At 59.7% G+C, this 20,751-nt stretch carries 24 protein-coding genes; 12 read left to right on the forward strand and 12 right to left on the reverse strand.

Features of this window, described 5'->3' with window-relative positions; genetic code table 11:
* Both wrbA and SUTH_RS13430 read left to right on the forward strand, forming a co-directional pair.
* Entirely contained in the window at positions 1-612 is a 612-nt protein-coding gene (gene wrbA, locus SUTH_RS13425; protein WP_041099911.1) for an NAD(P)H:quinone oxidoreductase, read from the forward strand.
* A complete protein-coding gene (locus tag SUTH_RS13430) occupies positions 609-968 on the forward strand; it encodes a DUF2069 domain-containing protein (RefSeq protein WP_041099913.1) in 360 nt (119 codons plus the stop codon). Before wrbA ends, SUTH_RS13430 begins: the two co-directional genes overlap by 4 nt.
* Here the strand turns inward: SUTH_RS13430 and SUTH_RS13435 are convergent.
* The 5 genes from SUTH_RS13435 to SUTH_RS13455 form a co-directional block, all read right to left on the reverse strand.
* Positions 952-2,490: a 2-isopropylmalate synthase gene (locus tag SUTH_RS13435; RefSeq protein WP_041099915.1), complete on the reverse strand. Its 1,539-nt coding sequence runs from the start codon at positions 2,488-2,490 to the stop codon at positions 952-954. The two genes, SUTH_RS13430 and SUTH_RS13435, sit on opposite strands and share 17 nt — an antisense overlap.
* A 317-nt stretch (positions 2,491-2,807) precedes the next feature.
* The gene (gene pssA / locus SUTH_RS13440) at positions 2,808-3,545 is read right to left on the reverse strand and encodes a CDP-diacylglycerol--serine O-phosphatidyltransferase (protein ID WP_041102349.1); all 738 of its coding nucleotides are present in this window, start codon (positions 3,543-3,545) and stop codon (positions 2,808-2,810) included.
* Between the two features lie 201 nt (positions 3,546-3,746).
* A complete protein-coding gene (gene ilvC / locus SUTH_RS13445) occupies positions 3,747-4,763 on the reverse strand; it encodes a ketol-acid reductoisomerase (RefSeq protein ID WP_041099917.1) in 1,017 nt (338 codons plus the stop codon).
* Between the two features lie 22 nt (positions 4,764-4,785).
* Positions 4,786-5,277: an acetolactate synthase small subunit gene (ilvN, locus tag SUTH_RS13450; RefSeq protein ID WP_041099919.1), complete on the reverse strand. Its 492-nt coding sequence runs from the start codon at positions 5,275-5,277 to the stop codon at positions 4,786-4,788.
* Between the two features lie 2 nt (positions 5,278-5,279).
* Positions 5,280-6,989, reverse strand: coding sequence for an acetolactate synthase 3 catalytic subunit (locus SUTH_RS13455; RefSeq protein WP_041099921.1), 1,710 nt, complete (start codon positions 6,987-6,989; stop codon positions 5,280-5,282).
* 164 nt (positions 6,990-7,153) lie between these two features.
* Between SUTH_RS13455 and SUTH_RS13460 the strand changes: the two genes are divergently transcribed.
* Genes SUTH_RS13460 through SUTH_RS13475 form a run of 4 tightly spaced genes read left to right on the forward strand, consistent with a single transcriptional unit; the run spans position 7,154 to position 9,047 of the window.
* Positions 7,154-7,717: an RNA polymerase sigma factor gene (locus SUTH_RS13460; protein WP_041099923.1), complete on the forward strand. Its 564-nt coding sequence runs from the start codon at positions 7,154-7,156 to the stop codon at positions 7,715-7,717.
* Complete coding sequence (locus SUTH_RS13465; RefSeq protein ID WP_041099925.1) at positions 7,714-8,100, forward strand: DUF3619 family protein; 387 nt, start codon at positions 7,714-7,716, stop codon at positions 8,098-8,100. The genes SUTH_RS13460 and SUTH_RS13465 overlap by 4 nt, the downstream gene beginning before the upstream one ends.
* Complete coding sequence (locus SUTH_RS13470; RefSeq protein WP_084207404.1) at positions 8,064-8,597, forward strand: DUF3106 domain-containing protein; 534 nt, start codon at positions 8,064-8,066, stop codon at positions 8,595-8,597. Before SUTH_RS13465 ends, SUTH_RS13470 begins: the two co-directional genes overlap by 37 nt.
* A gap of 9 nt (positions 8,598-8,606) precedes the next feature.
* Positions 8,607-9,047, forward strand: coding sequence for an RDD family protein (locus SUTH_RS13475; protein ID WP_084207405.1), 441 nt, complete (start codon positions 8,607-8,609; stop codon positions 9,045-9,047).
* 21 nt (positions 9,048-9,068) lie between these two features.
* Here SUTH_RS13475 and lptG read toward each other — a convergent pair whose 3' ends face one another.
* Positions 9,069-10,151 carry an LPS export ABC transporter permease LptG gene (gene lptG, locus SUTH_RS13480; protein WP_331709753.1) on the reverse strand — a complete coding sequence of 361 codons (1,083 nt, stop codon included), beginning with the start codon at positions 10,149-10,151 and terminating at the stop codon, positions 9,069-9,071.
* Positions 10,139-11,224, reverse strand: a complete 1,086-nt coding sequence (lptF, locus tag SUTH_RS13485; RefSeq protein WP_041099929.1) for an LPS export ABC transporter permease LptF — start codon at positions 11,222-11,224, stop codon at positions 10,139-10,141. Before lptF ends, lptG begins: the two co-directional genes overlap by 13 nt.
* Positions 11,225-11,345: 121 nt before the next feature.
* On the opposite strand from lptF, the gene SUTH_RS13490 reads away from it, so the two are divergent.
* The 3 genes from SUTH_RS13490 to SUTH_RS13500 are packed head-to-tail and all read left to right on the forward strand — an operon-like array spanning position 11,346 to position 13,696.
* On the forward strand, positions 11,346-12,869 hold the full coding sequence (locus SUTH_RS13490; RefSeq protein ID WP_041099931.1) for a leucyl aminopeptidase: 1,524 nt from the start codon (positions 11,346-11,348) through the stop codon (positions 12,867-12,869).
* The gene (locus SUTH_RS13495; RefSeq protein WP_041099933.1) at positions 12,866-13,291 is read left to right on the forward strand and encodes a DNA polymerase III subunit chi; all 426 of its coding nucleotides are present in this window, start codon (positions 12,866-12,868) and stop codon (positions 13,289-13,291) included. Before SUTH_RS13490 ends, SUTH_RS13495 begins: the two co-directional genes overlap by 4 nt.
* 3 nt (positions 13,292-13,294) lie before the next feature.
* Positions 13,295-13,696, forward strand: a complete 402-nt coding sequence (locus tag SUTH_RS13500; RefSeq protein WP_041099935.1) for a hypothetical protein — start codon at positions 13,295-13,297, stop codon at positions 13,694-13,696.
* Between the two features lie 3 nt (positions 13,697-13,699).
* On the opposite strand, the gene SUTH_RS13505 is transcribed toward SUTH_RS13500, so the two are convergent.
* A complete protein-coding gene (locus SUTH_RS13505; RefSeq protein ID WP_041099937.1) occupies positions 13,700-14,311 on the reverse strand; it encodes a glutathione S-transferase in 612 nt (203 codons plus the stop codon).
* A 150-nt stretch (positions 14,312-14,461) separates the two neighbouring features.
* Here SUTH_RS13505 and purB point away from each other — a divergent pair, with 150 nt between their 5' ends.
* The 3 genes from purB (at position 14,462) to SUTH_RS13520 (ending at position 16,746) form a co-directional block, all read left to right on the forward strand.
* Positions 14,462-15,829, forward strand: a complete 1,368-nt coding sequence (purB, locus tag SUTH_RS13510) for an adenylosuccinate lyase (RefSeq protein WP_041099939.1) — start codon at positions 14,462-14,464, stop codon at positions 15,827-15,829.
* A gap of 1 nt (position 15,830) precedes the next feature.
* A complete protein-coding gene (locus tag SUTH_RS13515) occupies positions 15,831-16,157 on the forward strand; it encodes a DUF2322 family protein (RefSeq protein ID WP_041099941.1) in 327 nt (108 codons plus the stop codon).
* A 124-nt stretch (positions 16,158-16,281) separates the two neighbouring features.
* The gene (locus SUTH_RS13520; RefSeq protein WP_041099943.1) at positions 16,282-16,746 is read left to right on the forward strand and encodes a c-type cytochrome; all 465 of its coding nucleotides are present in this window, start codon (positions 16,282-16,284) and stop codon (positions 16,744-16,746) included.
* A gap of 72 nt (positions 16,747-16,818) precedes the next feature.
* Here SUTH_RS13520 and SUTH_RS13525 read toward each other — a convergent pair whose 3' ends face one another.
* Genes SUTH_RS13525 through yajC form a run of 4 tightly spaced genes read right to left on the reverse strand, consistent with a single transcriptional unit; the run spans position 16,819 to position 20,741 of the window.
* On the reverse strand, positions 16,819-17,508 hold the full coding sequence (locus SUTH_RS13525) for a cytochrome b/b6 domain-containing protein (RefSeq protein ID WP_041099945.1): 690 nt from the start codon (positions 17,506-17,508) through the stop codon (positions 16,819-16,821).
* Entirely contained in the window at positions 17,508-18,467 is a 960-nt protein-coding gene (gene secF, locus SUTH_RS13530) for a protein translocase subunit SecF (protein WP_041099947.1), read from the reverse strand. The genes SUTH_RS13525 and secF overlap by 1 nt, the downstream gene beginning before the upstream one ends.
* Before the next feature lie 10 nt (positions 18,468-18,477).
* Complete coding sequence (gene secD / locus SUTH_RS13535) at positions 18,478-20,355, reverse strand: protein translocase subunit SecD (protein ID WP_041099949.1); 1,878 nt, start codon at positions 20,353-20,355, stop codon at positions 18,478-18,480.
* 44 nt (positions 20,356-20,399) lie between these two features.
* Entirely contained in the window at positions 20,400-20,741 is a 342-nt protein-coding gene (yajC, locus tag SUTH_RS13540) for a preprotein translocase subunit YajC (protein WP_041099951.1), read from the reverse strand.
* Between the last annotated feature and the right edge of the window lie 10 nt (positions 20,742-20,751).

Genomic DNA, 20,751 nt, shown 5'->3' on the forward strand with positions numbered 1-20,751 from the left:
ATGCAGAAGGCAGGCGCAACTCGGGAAATCCTTGTTCTTTACTACAGCCACCACGGCTCGGTGCGCGAACTGGCGCGCCACATTGCCCGTGGCATCGAACAGACACCCGGTGTCGTTGCGCGCCTACGCACCGTACCGAAGGTATCGGCTGTCTGCGAAGCAACGGAAGCTGCGATCCCGGATGAGGGTGCGCCCTATGTCGAAGCCCGCGATCTTGAGGAATGCATCGGCCTTGCGCTCGGCAGCCCGACCCGCTTTGGCAACATGGCTGCGCCGCTGAAATACTTCCTCGACTCAACCAGCGGGCTGTGGCTCAAAGGAGCATTGGCGGGCAAGCCTGCGGTGGTGTTTACATCTACAACAACCATGCATGGCGGCCAGGAGTCCACTTTGCTTTCCATGATGCTGCCTCTGCTGCATCATGGAATGATGATCCTCGGCATCCCCTACACCGAGGCGGCCCTGTCCGAAACACGCGAGGGCGGCACGCCTTATGGGGCGAGTCACGTCAGTGGCAGCGGCGGCAATACGGCTGCCAGCCAACATGAAAAATTGCTCGCCGTCGCTCTCGGGCGTCGCCTGGCCGAAACCGCGATTAAGCTCGCCCAGTGAATCCCTGGTTCAACCGGCTGACATCAGGCAGCCTTGTCGGCCTGCTGTTTCTCTGCCTTGCCTGGGAGCTCTGGCTGGCGCCGCTGCGTCCCGGCGGCTCCATGCTGGCACTGAAAGCCCTGCCCCTGCTGCTGCCCCTGTTCGGCATCCTGCGCGGCAAGCGCTATACACACCAATGGACGTCCATGCTGGCACTCGCCTATGTCAGCGAAGGACTGGTGCGTGCGGTCTCCGACCAGGGCGCGAGCCAAGCCCTGGCGATGGCCGAAACCATCCTGGCGATGCTGCTGTTCGCCGGGTGCCTCGGCTACGCCCGTGCAACCGCTCCATCAAGAACCGTCAAAGCTGTGGATTGAGTTTCTCCTGCCCGGAGCACAGCTTGTTCAGCGCATTGATGTAGGCCTTGGCCGACGCCACCACGATATCCGTATCCGCACCCTGGCCATTCACGATCCGCCCGTCTTTCGACAAGCGCACCGTCACTTCGCCCTGTGCATCCGTGCCGGTGGTGATGGCATTGACTGAGTACAGCAGCAGTTCGGAACCGCTGGCGGCAACACTTTCGATCGCCTTGAAGGTTGCGTCGACCGGGCCACTGCCACTCGATGCAGCGTGCTGCTCGGTGCCTCCGGCGGAAAGTGTCAGCTTCGCCTGCGGCGCCTCGCCCGTTTCCGAGTGGAACATCGAGGATACCAGCTTGTAATGCTCGTCATCTGGCGGGACCATCTCGTCGCTCATCAACGCATGCAAATCCTCATCAAAAATCTCGTGCTTCTTGTCGGCGAGTTCCTTGAAATGCGTGAATGCCACATTCAGGACCTGCTCGCTTTCCACTTCTATGCCGAGCTCCTTCAGGCGCGCCTTGAACGCCGTGCGTCCGGAGTGCTTGCCGAGCACAAGCTTGTTGGCGTTCCAGCCCACATCTTCGGCACGCATGATCTCGTAGGTTTCGCGGTGCTTCAGCACCCCATCCTGATGAATGCCCGATTCATGAGCGAATGCATTGGCACCGACAATCGCCTTGTTCGGCTGCACCGGGAATCCGGTAATGCTGGACACCATCTTCGATGCGGCGACGATCTGCGTCGTGTCGATCCGGGTGATGCAGGGAAACACATCCTGCCGCGTATGTACCGCCATGACGATCTCCTCCAGCGCGGCATTGCCGGCTCGCTCGCCAAGACCGTTGATGGTGCATTCAACCTGGCGCGCACCAGCCATCACTGCAGCAAGACTGTTGGCCACAGCCAAGCCGAGATCGTTATGGCAATGCACCGACCAGACCACCTTGTCGGAGTTGGGAATGCGCTCACGCAACTGTCGAATGCGTTCCGCATACTGTTCCGGCACGTTGTAACCCACGGTGTCAGGGATATTGATGGTCGAGGCGCCCTCCTTGATCACCGCCTCGATGATGCGGCAAAGGAAATCAAGGTCGGAACGACCGGCATCCTCGCATGAGAATTCGACGTCACCGATTCCGTTGCGCGCGAAACGCACCGCATGCTGCGCGGCGACCAGCACGTCATCCGGCGACATGCGCAACTTCTTTTCCATATGGATCGGACTGGTGGCGATAAAGGTGTGGATCCGTCCCGATTTGGCCGGCTTTACCGCCTCCAGCGCCCGCGCGATGTCCTTGTCAAAAGCACGGCACAGACCAGCAACGGTTGAGTCCTTGATGGTTTCGGCCACCGCCCTGACCGCCTCGAAATCGCCATTGGACGCAGCCGGAAAACCGGCTTCAATCACATCCACCCGCATCCGCTCGAGCTGACGGGCAATCCGCAGCTTTTCCTCCTTGGTCATGGAGGCGCCCGGGCTCTGCTCGCCGTCGCGCAATGTGGTATCGAAAATAATCAACTGTTCCTTGGACATGGTTATCTCCTGGGGAAACCAAAAAATGGCACGCCGCCCCAGCCGAGGCGGGCATTATGAACAACCGGATTGTGGGGTGGGTGTATTTAGCGCGCGCGGCGCAGCAGCGGAAGCAGCTTCGCGCGCAGCGGCAGACGCGCGATCAGCGCGCCTGAGAAGGCAAGGAATAGTGCGGAAAAGATAAGTTTCGCAGCCATAAAAATAACTATAAAGTGTTTATTCCATACGTGCAACAGATTTTGTTGTTATAGCTGCACGGCTTGGCGCCCACTTCCACAAGATGCACTTGCACTGTCATCGGCCGAGGCAAGGCATACTTAGCCACCGTTCGCACCTTGCTTCCGCCGACTGCGCCAATTCGACACAGCCATTACATAGCCCGACAGGGCGTAGGCAAGAAACAAGGCGAACAGCACTCCCGGCGGATACGACGACACCAGCACATAGCCAAGAACAATGGCAGGAAGTACCATGAACGGTACACTCCGGCGCAGGTTGATGTCCTTGCCGCTCCAGTAGGGCAGCGTACTGACCATGGTGACTCCCGCAAACAGAGTCAACGCAAACGCATACCAGCGAACCTCTTCACCGGGGATATTGAGATCGTTGATGATCCAGACGAATCCGGCCACCAGTGCAGCCGCAGCCGGGCTCGGCAGTCCCTGAAAATAGCGCTTGTCGACCACGCCGATATTGGTATTGAACCGGGCCAGGCGCAGTGCGGCGCCTGCGCAGTAAACAAATGCGGCGATCCAGCCCCACTTGCCCATCCCCTTCATGGCCCATTCGAATGCAATCAAGGCAGGAGCCGCGCCGAAGGAGACCATGTCGGACAGCGAATCGTATTCCGCGCCGAAAGCACTCTGGGTTCGCGTCATGCGTGCCACGCGCCCGTCAAGGCCATCGAATACCATGGCGATGAAAATGGCCACTGCCGCATTCTCGAAACGGCCGGTCATGGCCTGAACAATGGCATAAAAGCCAGCGAATAAAGCAGCCGTCGTCAGCAGATTGGGCAGCACATAAATGCCGCGCCGACGCAGTTCGGGGTTCATCAACGTCTTGCGGGGCGGGATCACCGGCATGATTTTGGACGAGTGGGAGACAAACCTTATTCTACCGGGTCAGCAAACCCAAGCGGCAAGTGTTCCGGCCGCCTTTGCGCCGGCATGCGTCGTGAACTCCTCGCGCAAGAATGAAAGCTGATGGAAAAAGGGCACAGCGATGCTGTGCCCTTCGTAACTTCCGCACTGAAATCAATTCTTGGTCTGGTCGACCAGTTTGTTCTTCTTGATCCACGGCATCATTGCCCGCAACTGCTCGCCGACCTGCTCGATCGGATGGGCAGCCGTCAAGCGACGACGCGCGGTCATTTCCGGATAGTTGGTACGGCCCTCGAGAATGAACTTCTTCGCATACTCGCCTTCCTGAATCGCCTTCAGGGCATCCTTCATTGCGGCGCGGGCTTCGGCACCGATCACTTTCGGGCCGGTCACGTACTCGCCATACTCGGCATTGTTGGAGATGGAGTAGTTCATGTTGGCGATGCCGCCTTCGAAAATCAGATCGACGATCAGCTTGACCTCATGCAGGCACTCGAAATACGCCATCTCAGGCGCATAGCCGGCCTCGGTCAGTGTCTCGTAGCCGGCCTTGATCAATTCAACCAGACCGCCGCAAAGGACCGCCTGTTCCCCGAACAGATCGGTCTCGGTTTCTTCGCGGAAGTTGGTCTCGATCACGCCACCCTTGGTGCCGCCGTTGGCTGCTGCATAGGACAAAGCAATATCCTTGGCCTTGCCCGACTTGTCCTGATGAATGGCGATCAGCGAGGGAACGCCGCCGCCACGAAGATACTCGGAACGCACGGTATGGCCGGGGCCTTTCGGAGCGACCATGATCACATCGACGTCGGTACGCGGGACCACCTGGTTGTAATGAACATTGAAGCCATGGGCGAAAGCCAGGGCTGCGCCCTTCTTCATGTTGGATTCGACCTCGCCGTAATAAACCGAGGGAATTGTCTCGTCAGGCAACAGCATCATCACGACGTCTGCATCCTTCACCGCTTTGGCAACTTCCTCGACCTTGAGACCGGCTTTCTTGGCCTTGTCCCACGAAGCGCCGCCCTTGCGCAAACCGACGGTTACCTTGACGCCCGAATCCTTGAGGTTCTGGGCATGAGCATGGCCTTGCGAGCCGTAGCCGACGATGGTGACTTTCCTACCCTTGATGAGGGACAGATCTGCGTCCTTGTCGTAATAAACTTTCATTGTTTTTCCTTGATTTCAGAGTTCAGACTTTGAGAATGCGATCGCCGCGTCCGATGCCGGACACGCCAGTGCGAACGGTTTCGAGGATCAGCGCGCGATCGATGGCTTCGAGGAAGGCATCCAGCTTGGAGCCATTACCCGTCAGTTCGATGACGTAGGTCGAATCGGTGACATCGATGATGCGGCCGCGGAATATATCGGCGATGCGCTTCATCTCCTCACGATCCTTGCCGGCGGCTCGCACCTTGACCAGCATCAGCTCGCGCTCGATGTGCGCGGCCTCGGACAGATCCACTACCTTGACGACATCTATCAGCTTGTTGAGCTGCTTGGTGATCTGTTCGATGACTTCGTCAGAACCCGTGCTGACAATGGTCATGCGGGAAAGTGAAGCATCTTCCGTCGGTGCTACCGTCAGCGACTCGATGTTGAAAGCGCGGGCAGAAAACAGTCCCGAAACACGGGAAAGTGCGCCAGCCTCGTTTTCAATAAGAATGGAAATAATGTGTCGCATGCTTACAGCTCCTCGGCCAGGATCATTTCCGACAATCCCTTGCCGGCGGCCACCATCGGGTAGACATTCGCCGTCTGGTCAGTGAGGAAGTCCATGAAAACAAGATCATTCTTGTGCTTGGTGAATGCCTCGCGCAAAGCCGGTTCCACATCGGCGGGACGCTCGATTTTCATACCGACATGCCCGTACGACTCTGCCAGCTTCACGAAATCGGGCAGGGCATCGACATAGGATTCCGAATAGCGGTTGCCATGAAACATCTGCTGCCACTGCCGCACCATGCCGAGATAGCGATTGTTGAGGTTGATGATCTTGATCGGCAGGCGGAACTGCTTGGCTGTCGACAACTCCTGAATGTTCATCTGGATCGAGGCCTCTCCGGTGACGCATGCCACCGTCGCCTTCGGGTTGGCGAAACGCACACCCATCGCATAGGGCAAACCAACGCCCATTGTGCCCAAACCGCCAGAGTTGATCCAGCGCCGTGGCTTGTCGAACTTGTAGTACTGCGCCGCCCACATCTGGTGCTGCCCAACGTCGGAGGTGATGAAGGCCTCGCCGCCCGTAACCTCGTAGAGTTTTTCCACGACGTACTGGGGCATGATGACTTCCTTGCCCTGCTTGTACTTGAGCGACTTCTTGCCGCGCCATTCGTCGATCTGCTTCCACCAGACCGCCAATGCCTTCGAATCAGGCACGCCGGCAGAAGCTTCGAGAAGTTTCTGCAGTTCATCCAGGACATCCGGAAGATTGCCGACGATGGGGACATCGACCTTGACGCGCTTGGAAATCGAGGAAGGGTCTATGTCAATGTGGATGATCTTGCGCGGGATCTCGGCGAAATGCACCGGATTGCCAATCACCCGATCGTCGAACCGCGCACCGACGGCAATCAGCACATCGCAGTTCTGCATGGCCATGTTGGCCTCGTAGGTGCCGTGCATGCCCAGCATGCCGAGTGACTGCTTGTCGGTTGCGGGATAACCGCCCAAACCCATCAGGGTGTTGGTTACCGGATACCCGAGTGTGCGGGCAAGCTTAGCGAGCTTTTCCGCGGCATCTGAGAGAATCACCCCGCCGCCCGCATAGATCATCGGCCGCTTGGCCTCCAGCAGCATCTGCACCGCCTTCTTGATCTGCCCGCTGTGACCCTTGACCACCGGGTTGTAGGAACGCATGGCAATCGTCTTGGGATAGTCGAACTCGCACTTCTGGTTGGTGATGTCCTTCGGAATATCGACCAGCACGGGACCGGGGCGGCCGGTCTTGGCAATGTAGAAGGCCTTTTTCAAGGTGATCGCCAGATCCCTGACATCCTTGACCAAAAAATTGTGCTTGACGCAAGGTCGGGTAATCCCCACCGTGTCGCACTCTTGGAAAGCATCCTGGCCGATATAGGCTGTCGGTACCTGGCCGCTGATGATGACCATTGGCACCGAGTCCATATGCGCTGTCGCAATTCCCGTTACCGCGTTGGTGACGCCCGGACCCGAGGTGACCATGCAGACCCCGATCTTGTTGGAAGATCGCGAATAAGCATCCGCAGCATGGACGGCCGCCTGCTCATGGCGAACCAGAACATGCTTGAATTTGTCCTGCTTGAAGAGTTCGTCGTAAATAAAGAGTACTGAGCCGCCGGGATAGCCGAATACGTACTCGACCTTTTCCTCCTGCAAGCACCTGATTACAATTTCTGCGCCGGTTAGCTGCATTGGTTACACCTGTTACACTTTTCGAGTGAAACGTATAACCTTACTGACTCGCCCGCAAATGGTCAAGATTTATGTCTGTGGTGCTCGCACCGCAGACGGTATCCCTTGCAGATATAGCCAGTCCCGCGTAATGAAAAACTGCTGAATCCCGGCAGGAGTCCCCTCTGAGTTCCCGAACCGAACTTTCAACTTTCCTTGCCAGCGTAGAGCGACGAGCCTTCAAACAGGCGATGTTCGCCATTCGGAACGAGGAGACCGCGCTGGACATTGTCCAGGATGCGATGATGAAACTCGCGGAGAAATACGGTGACCGGCCGGTGACGGAATGGCCGATGCTGTTTCAGCGAATCCTGCAAAATGCCATCCGCGACAATTACCGGCGATCAAAGGTCCGCTCCCTGTGGACAACCCTGCTGTCTTCCCTTTCCCCAAGCGATGACGAGGATGCCGATCCGCTTGAAACTTTTGCAGCTGAAAACGAGTCAGATGGACTGACCACACCACACCGGCAACTGGAACGATCGCAACTCCTTGGTGCAATTGAAAAAGAAATCGAAAAGCTGCCTCCACGTCAACGTGAAGCCTTCCTGATGCGTTATTGGGAAGAAATGGATATTGCCGAAACTGCGGAGGCAATGGGGTGTTCGGAGGGCAGCGTAAAGACGCATTGTTCGCGCGCCACCCATACTCTGGCCGAAGCACTCAAGGCGAAGGGCATCGAGTTATGAACGAAGATACTGAATTCGGTTACAAAACAAGGCAAATTCTCAATCAGGGCTTGGACACGCTTGACAAGAAGGTGACTGGTCGCCTCCATGAAGCCCGTCAGACAGCGTTGAGTAGTCAGCGGGTTGCAGTAAGGGGCTTGCGCTTGGCCGGAATCGGGCACAACATTGAAATGCTAGTATTTCCAAGCGCGCGTAGCTTGCTTGCCGTGATGGCTCTGAGTGTCGGCATCATGGGTACGTATTACTGGAATGCCTTTCAGCAATCTCAGGAATTCGAGGAAATCGACAGCGCCCTGCTTGCCGACGAACTGCCCCCGTCCGCCTACCTTGATCGAGGCTTCCACGTATGGCTCGAGCGCGCTTCGGACTCATCCTCGCAGTAGCGCTCTGGCTGGCCTCTCCACTCGGCCATGCAGTCATCGTCCCGCCCCTGCCTCAGCCATCATGGGCTGAATTGACCGGGGAGCAAAAGCGCATCCTTGCCCCGCTGTCCCCTGAGTGGGACAAAATGGAAGGGTTTCGCCGCAAAAAGTGGATTGGTATCGCCCAACGCTACTCATCCCTCAGCGCCGACGAGCAGGCCCGCATGCAGCGCCGGATGACCGACTGGGCCAAGCTCACGCCTGATGAGCGCAAGCATGCCAGAGAACAATACAAATCACTGCTGAAGGCCTCTCCAGAAAAGAAGGAGGCCGTCAAGCTGAAATGGCAGGAATACAAGGAACTGCCCGAAAGCGAGAAAACTCGCCTCAAGGCCGAAGCTGCCCGTAAGCCGACGCCACGCCCGCCTCCGTCGAAGCAGGCAACTGTCCCTGTACCATCGTCCGCGCCGACCCCAGCGCCAGCAAGTACCCCGGCCGGCCAAGCTGCAGTTCGCTGATCCACCCCGATGCCAGATTCTGCCGCCATAGCCCTGGCGCCATTGCCCAGCCTGCGGCGTCGCCTTGCCAGCATGGCCTACGAAAGCCTGCTGCTGCTGGGGCTGCTCTCAGTGGCTTTCCTGCTTCCGCATCTCAGCCTCGGCATGGGCTTCGGGATCGCGCTGCCTGGCTGGGCATTGATCCTCCATGTTTTCGTGGTGCTAGGCGCCTACTTCATATGGTGCTGGCATCGCGGAGGACAGACCCTCGCGATGCAGACCTGGAAAATTGCGCTGTCTACTCCGAGCGGAGAGCAGCCATCCCTGGCTCGCCTTGCATTGCGCTATGCCTTGGCCTGGCCGAGCGTAATCTACCTGGGAGCAGGGCTATTGTGGGCGTTGTTTGACCGCGACCGCCAGTTCCTTCACGACCGGCTGGCGGGTACCCGAATAGTGTTCAAGCGCGTCTGACCAGACAGGCACTCAAGTCGATCAGCGCCGCTCGACCCACCAGAGCATCCCGGCAGCAGTCACCAGGAAAAGCACACTGGGGGTTATTGCGGAAAAGAAGGGCGGCCAGCTGTTGATCACGCCCAGACTGGAAAACAATCCATTCAGCATATGAAACCCGATGCCCAGCATGATGCCGGCAAATACCCGGATGCTGACGGCACCCATGCGATCCTGCATATAGGCAAACGGCAGCGCCAGTGCCATCATTACCAGTGCTGCCAAGGGATAAATCAGCTTTTTCCACATCGCGATGACGTAGCGATCGGTCTTCTGCTGGTTTCCGCTCAGATGCCGTATATAGAGATACAGATTGACCAGCGACATGCGCTCCGGAACCACCAGGAGCACGGCCAACAGATCCGGATTGAGGGCGGATTTCCATTTGAGCTCGCCGTACCGCTCGACGCTTGCAGAGTCGCCGGAAAATACCGTGCGAACCACTCCCTCAAGCGACCAATTCCCCGAGGAAAGATAGCGCCCGCGCTCTGCCTGGCTGATCGACAGCAATTGGAACCGGTCATCGAATTCAAATACGCGAACATTTTGCAAAGAGGCATCCGGCAGCACTTCGCGAACATTGACAAACGCGCGCTCGTCCCTCACCCACAAACCGGAGCGAAATTCCTGGGCCACCAAAGAGCCCATGGCCTTGAGCCTTAGCTGCTGGGCGGCCCGTTCAGCCGGCGGCGCAACAAATTCGCCAACGAGAAGGGTCAGCGCGGCGAACATCAGTCCTATTTTTGCCAGGGTGATCAGCAGATCTCGCGTCGAGAGCCCTGCCGCGCGGAGCACGGTGATCTCTGAATGACGAGCAAGAACCGTAAGTGCATACAGAGTGCCGATCAAAACCCCGATCGGAAACAGTTCATACAATCGGCCGGGCAACGTCAGCGTCACATAGCCGAGTGCATGCTGCAGTTGATATCCCCCCTTGCCTATGCTTTCAAGTTGATGGATCAGGTCGAAGAAGGCGAACAACATCAGAAACGCTGCCAGGACCAGAGTCGTGGAAGCGTAGATTTCCCGCGCCAGATGGCGCTCGTATATCTTCAGCGCCGCCACCGCGCTTTGCCCCAGGCAAGCGGATTCTGCCGGCGATAGAACAGCACAATGAGCAGCAGGAACATGCCGACGTGCACTGCCCAGACACCTATTTCGAAGCGTAATTTCCCCTGTGCAACCCACGCCTGGCTGACACTGAGCAAATTGCTGTAGATCATGTAGGTGAGCAGCGCGAAAATCAGGTTGTTGGTCCGCCCGGCGCGCGGATTGACGAAGGACAACGGAATGGCCAGAACGGCGAGATTCAGGGCTGCCAGCGGCAGACCGAGGCGCCAGAGCAGCTCAGCCAGATTGGCGGGTTGTGGATCGCGCAGCAGATCCCACAAGGGCTTGGTGCGCGGTGACTCCTCAAACCCGCGAGCCTCCTTGGTTTCGATACGCAAGGCGTAACGGTCAAACTCCATCACGCGATATTCGGCGGTTCCGGCAGTGCCTTCATAGCGCCGCCCGCGATCAAGAACAAGAAAGCGATCACCATTGGGCATGGTTTCCGTATGCCCCTGTGCCGTGGCCATCACACCCAGCCGACCTTGCTGGATGGAACTGATGAAGACGTTCTTCACCTTCCCTTCCTCGCCCGCTATGCTCTCGACAAAAAACACACGATCAGCCGCGCCCGACTCATTGAACGCCCCGGGCGAAACGCGCGCAACATCATCACGCTGATCCATGCTCTGACGGTATGCCTCGCTCTTCTGCGTTGCCCAAGGCGCCAGCAACAGGGATAGAACGGCAATCACCACCACGGGGGGGGCGACAAACTTCAGCACGGGCTTGATCCATGCGGTCAGCGGTATGCCTGATGCCAGCCAGACGACCATTTCCGAATCGCGGTACCAGCGCGACAGGGTCATCAATACTGCGACAAACAATGTCAGGGAAAGCAGCACTGGCAGGTAGCTGATGGCGCGGAAGCCCAAGAGTGCGATGACAGCTTCGGAAGCAAGTTTGCCACCTGCCGCATCGCCCAGCAGACGAATCAGCTGCGTGGTCATCAGGATCGCGAATAGCGCGACAAAGACCCCTGCCGCCGTATGGGTGAACTCCCGAATTGCGGCGCGCTGGAAAATCATCGTGTAGCGGACAGCCTGCTTTGACTTTTAGTGAAAACTTGGGGAATAATCGAGGCACCAGCGGAAATCACGCGAAACATGAAGATTTCTCCGATTTCCCTCATTCCCCGAGGAGAGTGTTTTGGAATTTAGCATAAAAAGCGGAAGCCCGGAAAAGCAGCGCAGTGCCTGCGTTGTCGTTGGCGTCTTCGAACCGAGAAAACTTTCCGCGCCAGCGGAGATTGTCGATAGCGCAGCGGACCAGTTTCTCAGCGACATCCTCCGTCGCGGCGACATGGAAGGCAAAGCAGGCTCCAGCCTGCTGCTGCACGGCGTACCCGGTGTCGAAGCGGATCGTGTCCTGCTGGTAGGCCTCGGCAAGGAAAGGGAATTCCGCGAAAAGGAATATCGTGCCGCACTGGCGACTGCAGTACGTCAGCTCAATGAAACCGGAGGCTTCGACGGCACCCTCTATCTGACGGAGCTCGATGTAAGGAAGCGGGATGTGACCTGGAAGATTCGGCAGGCTGCACTCGTGGTGCAGGAAACCGTCTACCGGTTCGATCGCCTCAAATCGAAAAAGGACGAAGTGCGCCGTCCGCTGCGCAAACTGACGTTCTGCGTCACCCGCCGCAACGAGCTTGCCATCGCCGAAGCGGCCCTGGCCGAAGGCTTGGCGATTGCCGCAGGCGTCGAACTGGCCAAGGATCTTGGCAACCTTCCGGGCAACATCTGCACCCCGACCTACCTCGCCGATCAGGCGAAGCAACTCGCAAAATCGCATGGCCTCGGCGTCGACATTCTCGATCGCGCCGACATGGAAAAGCTGGGCATGAACACCCTGCTTTCCGTCGCACGGGGATCGCACGAGCCACCCAAGTTCATCGTCCTGCGCCATGCCGGCGGTGCCGCCGGAGCAAAGCCGGTAGTGCTGGTCGGCAAGGGCATCACCTTCGATTCCGGCGGCATTTCGCTCAAGCCGGGACCGGAAATGGATGAAATGAAGTACGACATGTGCGGTGCCGCCAGCGTACTCGGAACGCTCAAGGCCGCAGCCATGATGAAGCTGCCGCTCAACGTCATCGGCGTCATCCCGTCCACGGAGAACATGCCGGGAGGCGCCGCGACCAAGCCGGGAGACGTGATCACTTCGATGTCCGGTCAGTCCGTCGAGATTCTGAACACGGATGCCGAGGGCCGGCTGATACTGTGCGATGCGCTGACATATGTCGAGCGCTTCGATCCCGAGTGCGTGGTGGACATCGCCACGCTCACGGGCGCCTGCGTCATCGCTCTGGGGCACGTGGCCACCGGTTTGCTGGGCAACCATGACAGCCTGGCGCGCGACCTGCTCGATGCCGGGCACGACTCCTACGACCGGGCCTGGCAGTTGCCCCTGTGGGATGATTATCAGGAGCAACTGAAAAGCAACTTTGCCGACATGGCGAATATCGGCGGTCGCCCGGCGGGCACCATCACCGCCGCATGCTTCCTGGCCCGCTTCACGGAAAAATACAACTGGGCGCACCTCGACATCGCGGGTACGGCTTGGCGTTCCGGCAAGGAAAAGGGTGCTACCGGCCGGCCGGTCCCCCTGCTCACCCACTTTCTGATGGATCGCGCGGCCCACGCTCCCAAGCCAACCGGCAAGCGCAAGCGGAGATGACGCAAATCACCTTTCTACACGGCGCGCTCGACAGGCTTCAGGCAGTTGCCGCCTGGCTTGCGCAGGCCGGCCGGGAAGGCAAGCAGGTACTCGTCTATGTGCCCGCTACCGAACGCAGCGAGCACTTGGATCGCCTGTTATGGACACACTCCGCGACAGGATTTACCCCCCATTGCAGAGCAGGCGACAAACTGGCCGCCGAAACACCGATCATTCTTGCGTCCGACCTCGACCATCCGCTGCATGATGAATGTCTCTTGAATCTGTCTGACGAGGTTCCTCCCGGTTTCAGCCGCTTTCAGCAGTTGATAGAGATCGTCAGTGCCGAGAATGACGACAAATTGCCGGGCCGCGAGCGCTTCCGCTTCTATCGGGAGCGCGGCTACCCACTGGAAGCCAACGATATCTCGGGGGGTATTTAGACCATGGCTGACGACAATACCGCGGATCTCCTGCGCAAAGCTGACGCGCTGATTCGCCGCACCCGGGTATATGTCGCCGGTGCTTCTGTGCCAGCAGAACAAGTGACGCAGGCCGATGAGGACTTGCCGACCCTGACCGATGTCGTCACGGAACATGAAGCTGCGCTTGCCACGGCACCGCCACACATGCAGCAGCACCTCGACGCGCTGCGCGAGGAGTTGTCGCGCTGGTTGGATCAGGAGCTACCGCACGCGGTGCTCAAGGTGACGGATGGATTGGCGGACCAGTTGATGGGAGAACTTACCCATCAAGCCGAAAAAAAGCTCTTGCCGCGCCTGATTGCCCGACTCGACGGCACGGCGACGCAGTCGCAAGAAGAGAAAAACGGAACGCAGCAATCGTAAATACTAGCCCGGTGGCGGCGCGGTTTCCACGAACGCGGGACGCTGCATCAGCTTCTCGTAAAGGTGGGCCAGGTTGGGGTACTGCTCGTTCCAGCGAATGTCGCCGAGCCGAAAGGAGACATAGCCCAGCGCGCAGCCCACGGCGATATCCGCCAGCGACATGCTGTTGCCATGGCACCATGGCTGTTCCCCCAACTCACCGGACATCACCTGCAAGGTCTGGTTGATCTTCCCGCGCTGCCGTTCAATCCACGACGGACTGCGTTCGCCATCGGGACGCCGCGATTCGAGAAAAGCAGCCACGGCGGCATCAAGAACGCCATCCGCCATCGCTTCCCAGCGCTTGACGCTGATCCGCTCCCTTCCCGAAGCGGGAATCAGGCGATTGTTTGGCGCCACTGCATCCAGATACTCGGCAATTACGCGGGAATCGAAAAGAGTGGATTCATCATCCAGCACCAGCACCGGAACCTTGCCCAGCGGATTGAGCACTGCTACCCGGTTCCCCTGCTCCCACGGCGAATCGAGCACCAGGTCGTAATCGATCTTCTTTTCCGCCAGCACGATGCGAATCTTGCGGACATAGGGACTGGTAAGGGATGCAATCAGTTTCATTTGGTCAAATCGGAGATTTTTTGGGCGAGGAAACTATAACACGCGCCCCGCTGGCGACAGCAGGCGCGCAACCAGGCTGCTGAAACCTGCATGTTAAAATTCCGCGCTCCCCCGGCGCTTGCCGCGCGTCATCCTTTCCTCGCCAACAACATGACACTCACCGCACTCACCGCACTTTCACCGCTCGATGGGCGCTACGCCGCGAAGGTCGAGAACCTGCGCATCCATTTCTCCGAGTACGGTCTCATCCGCAATCGCGTCCGGGTCGAAATCGAATGGCTCAAGGCACTTGCAGCCGCCGGTGAAATCGCCGAATGCCCCGCATTTTCAAATGCCACCATCACCCGTCTCGGCCGCGTCATTGCCGATTTCTCGGTCGCCGATGCGGATGCCATCAAGACCATCGAAGCCCGCACCAATCATGACGTCAAAGCCATGGAGTACTGGCTCAAGGAATGTCTGGCCGACAACGCCGAGGTGATGCGTGTCAGCGAATTCATACATTTCGGCTGCACCTCCGAAGACATCAACAACGTGTCGCACGCGCTGATGCTGAAGGATGCCATTGCCGATAACCTGTTGCCAGAACTCGACCGCGTGATCGCACGCCTGCGCGAACTGGCGCACCAACTGGCGGACCTGCCGATGCTGGCCCGGACTCACGGACAACCCGCCACGCCGACAACACTGGGCAAGGAAATGGCCAACATCGCGGCGCGCCTGATCCGTACTCGCCGCCAGATTGCCGCCGTGTCGCTCACCGCCAAGTTCAACGGCGCCGTCGGCAACTACAACGCGCATCTCTCTGCCTATCCGGATGTCGACTGGGAGAGTTTCAATCGCCGCTTCATCGAGTCGCTCGGGCTGGAGTTCAACCCCTACACCATCCAGATCGAGCCGCACGATGCGATGGCGGAACTGTTCGATGCCATGGCGCGCGCCAACACGATCCTGATCGATGCCGACCGCGACATCTGGCAATACATTTCGCTGGGCTATTTCAAGCAGAAACTCAAGGCAGGCGAAATCGGCTCGTCGACCATGCCGCACAAGGTCAACCCGATCGACTTTGAAAACTCCGAAGGCAATCTGGGCCTCGCCAACGCGGTGTTGCGGCACCTCGCGGAAAAACTGCCGATCTCCCGCCTGCAGCGCGACCTGACCGACTCAACCGTGCTGCGCAACATGGGCGTCGCCTTCGGCTATACGCTGCTCGCTTTCGATTCGACCCTGCGCGGCCTGAACAAGCTCGAAGCCAATCCGCAGCGCCTTGCGGAAGACCTCGACGAAGCCTGGGAAGTGCTGGCCGAGCCGGTGCAGACCGTGATGCGCCGCTTTGGCGTGCCCAACCCCTACGAACAACTCAAGGAACTCACGCGCGGCAAGGGCATCGAGAAGGAAGCGCTGCGCCAGTTCATTGCCAGGCTGCCGCTGCCGGAAGCCGACCGCCAGCGACTGCTCGACATGACCCCCGCCTCCTACATCGGCAAGGCGGCGGAATTGGCGAAGAAGATCTGACATGGCTTTCGCCGACAACCTCAAGCAGCTTCCCCGCATCTCGCATCTGGCGGCAATTCAGTTGCTCGACGGCGATGGCACAGTGGCTGCCACGATAGAGAACAAGCCGGGACAGACCGGCTCGCTGGCGGTGTACAACCATCTCGGTCAGATCTACGGTGCCATCACCGCAGAGGCCGCTCGCAAAGGGCTGGAGCTGTATGCCGAACACACCGAGGACGCCAGGCAGAATCCCGGCAAGCATCCCAACATCGACCGCCTGTTGGCACTGACGGATGGCAAGGACCTTCTGCGCGTGAAGCACGTCTTCGCCACGGCCATTGAATGATTCCCCGGCGGGAATCCTGGTACCCGCCCTGCCTTGCCGATGTATGGAATAATTCCCCGGCGTCATGCGTATACCGTTTGCAGGTAGATGCTGAAAATTCCCCTCGACAGAACAAGGAGCTCTCATGAAATTCAAGAACATCGTTGCTGCAACCCTGATGCTGGGCCTATCCACCGCGGCGCTGGCCCAATCCATTGGCAAGCCCGAAGACCAGATTCGCTGGCGCCAGTCGGCCTATCACACCATGGCCTGGAACATGGGCCGCATCAAGGCCAACATCGAGGGCACCTACAACAAGGATCAGGTCGTTCAGGCCGCCAACATGATCCAGGCCATCGCCAACTCGGGCATGGGCGTCCTGTTCCAGCCGGGTACCGACAAGGGCAAGGGCTGGAAGGAAACCCGCGTCAAGGCTGAACTGTTTTCCGACAAGGAAGGCGTCGGCAAGGTGGCCAAACCTTACATGGAAGCCGCCAACGAAATGGCCAGGGTTGCCGCCAGCGGAGACCTTGCCGCAATCAAGACCCAGTTCGGCAAGCTTGGCGAGACCTGCAAGGGTTGCCACGACAAGTTCCGCAAGGAAGACTGAAGCCCCTTCGGGGCGCACGGCGACAAGGCCGCTCGTCGAGCGGCCTTGTTGTTTTGAAGAAGCGAAGCGGTTCTAGAATGCCGGCGCGCTGCCTGCCGCGGCGGGCGGCGCGGTGGGCTCTTCAGGCAACCAGGCACCGCTGGCGCCATACGCCGCAGCCAGGGCAATCACCAGAGCGACGCAGAAGGCGATCGCACCCCCGCCTTTCGCCGTCTCGCCAGCGCCGACTCTCCAACCGGTAACCATCGGCCGGACCAGGCTTTCCTTCTTCACCCGAACGTAATAGAAGATGGCGCCCAGATGCGCCAGCACCAGCAGGATGATTGCTGGCTCGATCAGACGGTGGAGGCCGACCAGCCGATCCGAGAATTCCTTGCCGACCAGCGCATAGAGAGGGCCCTCGAACGCGATGTCGTCGTTGGCGAACAAGCCCGTCGCCACCAGCAGCATCAACGTTGCCAGCATCGCCAGCACCGAAAGCGCGCCCAGCGGGTTGTGTCCCGCGCCCTGCCACTGCCCGCGCAGGTAGGCCCTGATCGCGCTCGGCCCCCGCACGAACTGGGAAAAACGTGCATAGGTCGAGCCGGAAAAACCCCATACCAGCCGGAATACCAGCAAACCGACCACCGTCACGCCGATGCGTCCATGCCAGACCATGGCGTTGCCGCCGATCTTCGCGGTGACGAACGAGCCGACGACACAGAATGCCAAAGTCCAGTGAAATATCCGGGTCGGCAGGTCCCAGACGCGGAAGCGTTGCATCAGACCACGGCTTCCTGCTTTTCGACCTTGACCTGGATGAACTGCTCGCGGGAAACGCCCATCCACATCACCAGCGGGCTGGCCACAAGAACGGAGGAGTAGATGCCGAACAGGATGCCGATGGTCAGCGCCAGCGCAAAGTAATGCAGGGCCGGGCCGCCGAAGATCAGCATGGAGGTGACCATCATCTGCGTGCAGCCGTGGGTGATGATGGTGCGCGAGATGGTGCTGGTGATGGCGTGATCGAGCACCTCCGGTGTCGTCATGCCGCGCTTCTTCTTGAAGGTTTCGCGCACCCGGTCGAACACCACCACCGACTCGTTTACCGAATAGCCGAGCACCGCCAATACGGCCGCCAGCACCGGCAGGGAGAACTCCCACTGGAACAGCGCGAAGAAGCCGAGAATGATCACCACGTCGTGCAGGTTGGCGATGATGGCCGAGACGGCAAAGCGCCATTCGAATCGCATCGCCAGATACAGCACGATGCCGCAGACGACGAGCAGCAGTGCCAGCGCACCGTCGGATGCGAGTTCCTTGCCGACTTGCGGGCCGACGAATTCGACGCGCTTGAGCGTCGGCGCGGCATCGGCCTGATTGCCCGCCGTACCGCCAGCGCCGACTTTCATCAGCGAGGCCATGACGCGCTCGCCCACCTTGGAGGTCTCCGCGTCCTTCGACAGCGGCACCCGGATCAGCACATCGCGCGACGAACCGAAGTTCTGTATCTGCGTATCGGTGAACCCGTCCGCTTCCATCTGTTTGCGCAGTTTGTCGAGATCGGGCGCCTGCGCGTAATTCACTTCGAGCAAGGTGCCGCCGGTGAACTCGATCGAGAAGTGCAGTCCCTTGTTGACCAGGAAGAACACCGCCAGCAGGAAGGTGACCAACGAGATGACGTTGAACACCAGCGCATGGCGCATGAAGGGGATATCTTTTCTGATGCGGAAGAATTCCATGGCGATGTCCTTACTTGGTGCCGAGGCCGGGCTTCCAGACCTGGCCGATGCTCAAGGCTTCCAGCTTGCGACGGCGACCGTAGATCAGGTTCACCATGGCCCGCGAAACGACCACGGAACTGAAAATCGAAGTGAGGATGCCGAGGCAATGCACGACGGCAAAGCCGCGCACCGGCCCCGAGCCGAAGATCAGCAAGGCCACGCCGGCGATCAGCGTCGTCACGTTGGAATCGAGAATCGTCGCCCAGGCCCGCTCGTAGCCCGCCATGATGGCGGCCTGCGGCGTGCTGCCGTTGCGCAGTTCCTCGCGCACGCGCTCGTTGATCAGCACGTTGGCGTCGATGGCCATGCCCAGCGTCAGGGCGATGGCGGCGATGCCGGGCAGGGTCAGCGTCGCCTGCAAGAGGGACAGCAGCGCGACCAGGAACAGCAGGTTGGCCGAGAGCGCCACCACCGACACCATGCCGAACAGCAGGTAGTAGGCGATCATGAAGGCCGAGATCGCGGAGAAGCCCCACAGGGTCGAGTTGAAGCCCTTGGCGATGTTGTCGGCACCGAGGCTGGGGCCGATGGTGCGTTCCTCGATGATTTCCATCGGCGCCGCCAGGCTGCCGGCGCGCAGCAGCAGCGCCACATCGTTGGCTTCCATGGTGCTCATGCGACCGGAAATCTGCACGCGGCCGCCGCCGATCTCGGTGCGGATGACCGGCGCGGTGACGACCTCGCCCTTGCCCTTTTCGATCAGCAGGATGGCCATGCGCTTGCCCACGCTCTCGCGCGTCACGTCCTTGAAGATTCGCGCGCCGGCCGAGTCGAGGGACAGGTGCACCGCGGCCTCGTGGGTCTGGTTGTCGAAGCCGGGCTGGGCATCGGTCAGCCGCTCACCCGTCAGCACCACCTGCTTCTTGACCAGCAGGCCGCGCCCGCCGCGCTCGACGTAGTATTCGGTGCCTGCCGGCGGCTGGCCGCGCGCCGCCAGTTCCATGACGCTCGGGTTGGCACTGGCTTCGTCATCGACCATGCGCACTTCCAGCGTCGCCGTGCGGCCGAGAATGTCCTTGGCCTTGGCGGTGTCCTGCACGCCCGGCAATTGCACCACGATGCGATCCGCGCCCTGCTGCTGGATCACCGGCTCGGCGACGCCGAGTTCGTTGATGCGGTTGTGCAGGGTGGTGATGTTCTGCTTGACCGCGAATTCCTGGATGCGCTTCTGCGCTTCCGGCTTGAGCGTCGCCACCAGCTTGAGATCCGCCCCATCCTGGCCGTCGGCCAGTTGCAGATCGGGCTGGTTATCCGTCAGCGCAGCACGCGCCTTTTCGCGTGTTTCCGCCTCGCGGAAACGGATCGCCACGCTCTGCCCTTCGCGGCTGATGCCGCCATGGCGAATGTTCTTGTCGCGCATCAGGCTGCGCAAATCGGCACCGATCGAGTCGAGACGCTTGGTCAGCGCGCCCTTCATGTCCACCTGCAACAGAAAATGCACGCCGCCGCGCAGGTCGAGGCCGAGGTACATCGGCAGGGCATGAATGCCGGTCAGCCAGTTGGGAGAATTCGACACCAGATTCAGCGCCACGCTGTAGGTCGCATCCGCCGCCACCGGATTGAGCGCTTTCTCGATGACGTCCCTGGCCTTGAGTTGCGTATCCGTATCGGCCAGCCGCACGCGAACACTGTTAAGGTCGAGGACGACCCCCTGCGGTGCGACCGACGCTGCCTTGAGCGCTTCCTGCACCTGGGCCATGAGTTTGGCATCGACCTTGTGCGTCGACTTGACGCTGGCCACCTGCACGGCCGGCGCCTCGCCGAAAAAGTTGGGCAGGGTGTAGAGCAGTCCGAGCACCAGGGCGATCAGCACCGTGGCGTTCTTCCAGAGCGGGTAGCGATTCATGGCGTGGTGGCCGGCCTGCGTTTTCGCAGCCGGCCCTCAGAAAATTACAGGTTTTTCAGCGTGCCCTTGGGCAGCAATGCGCCCACGGCGTTCTTCTGCACGGTGATCACCACCGGGCCATCCTTGCCTTCGGCCACTTCCAGGCTCAGGTAGTTCTCGCCCACCTTGGCAATGCGGCCGGCGATTCCGCCCTGGGTGATCACTTCATCGCCCTTGGCCAGTTCGCTGACCATTTTCTGTTGTTCCTTGGCCTTCTTCATTTGCGGCCGGATCATGACGAACCAGAGCACGATGAACATCAGCAGGATGGGCAGCATGCCCATCAGGCCACCGGTCGGATCGGCGGCGGCGCCGGCCGCTTGCGCGTAAGCATTTGAAATCAGCACTGTCAGTCTC

Origin of the sequence: Sulfuritalea hydrogenivorans sk43H (assembly GCF_000828635.1) — a bacterium.
Taxonomy (GTDB): domain Bacteria; phylum Pseudomonadota; class Gammaproteobacteria; order Burkholderiales; family Rhodocyclaceae; genus Sulfuritalea; species Sulfuritalea hydrogenivorans.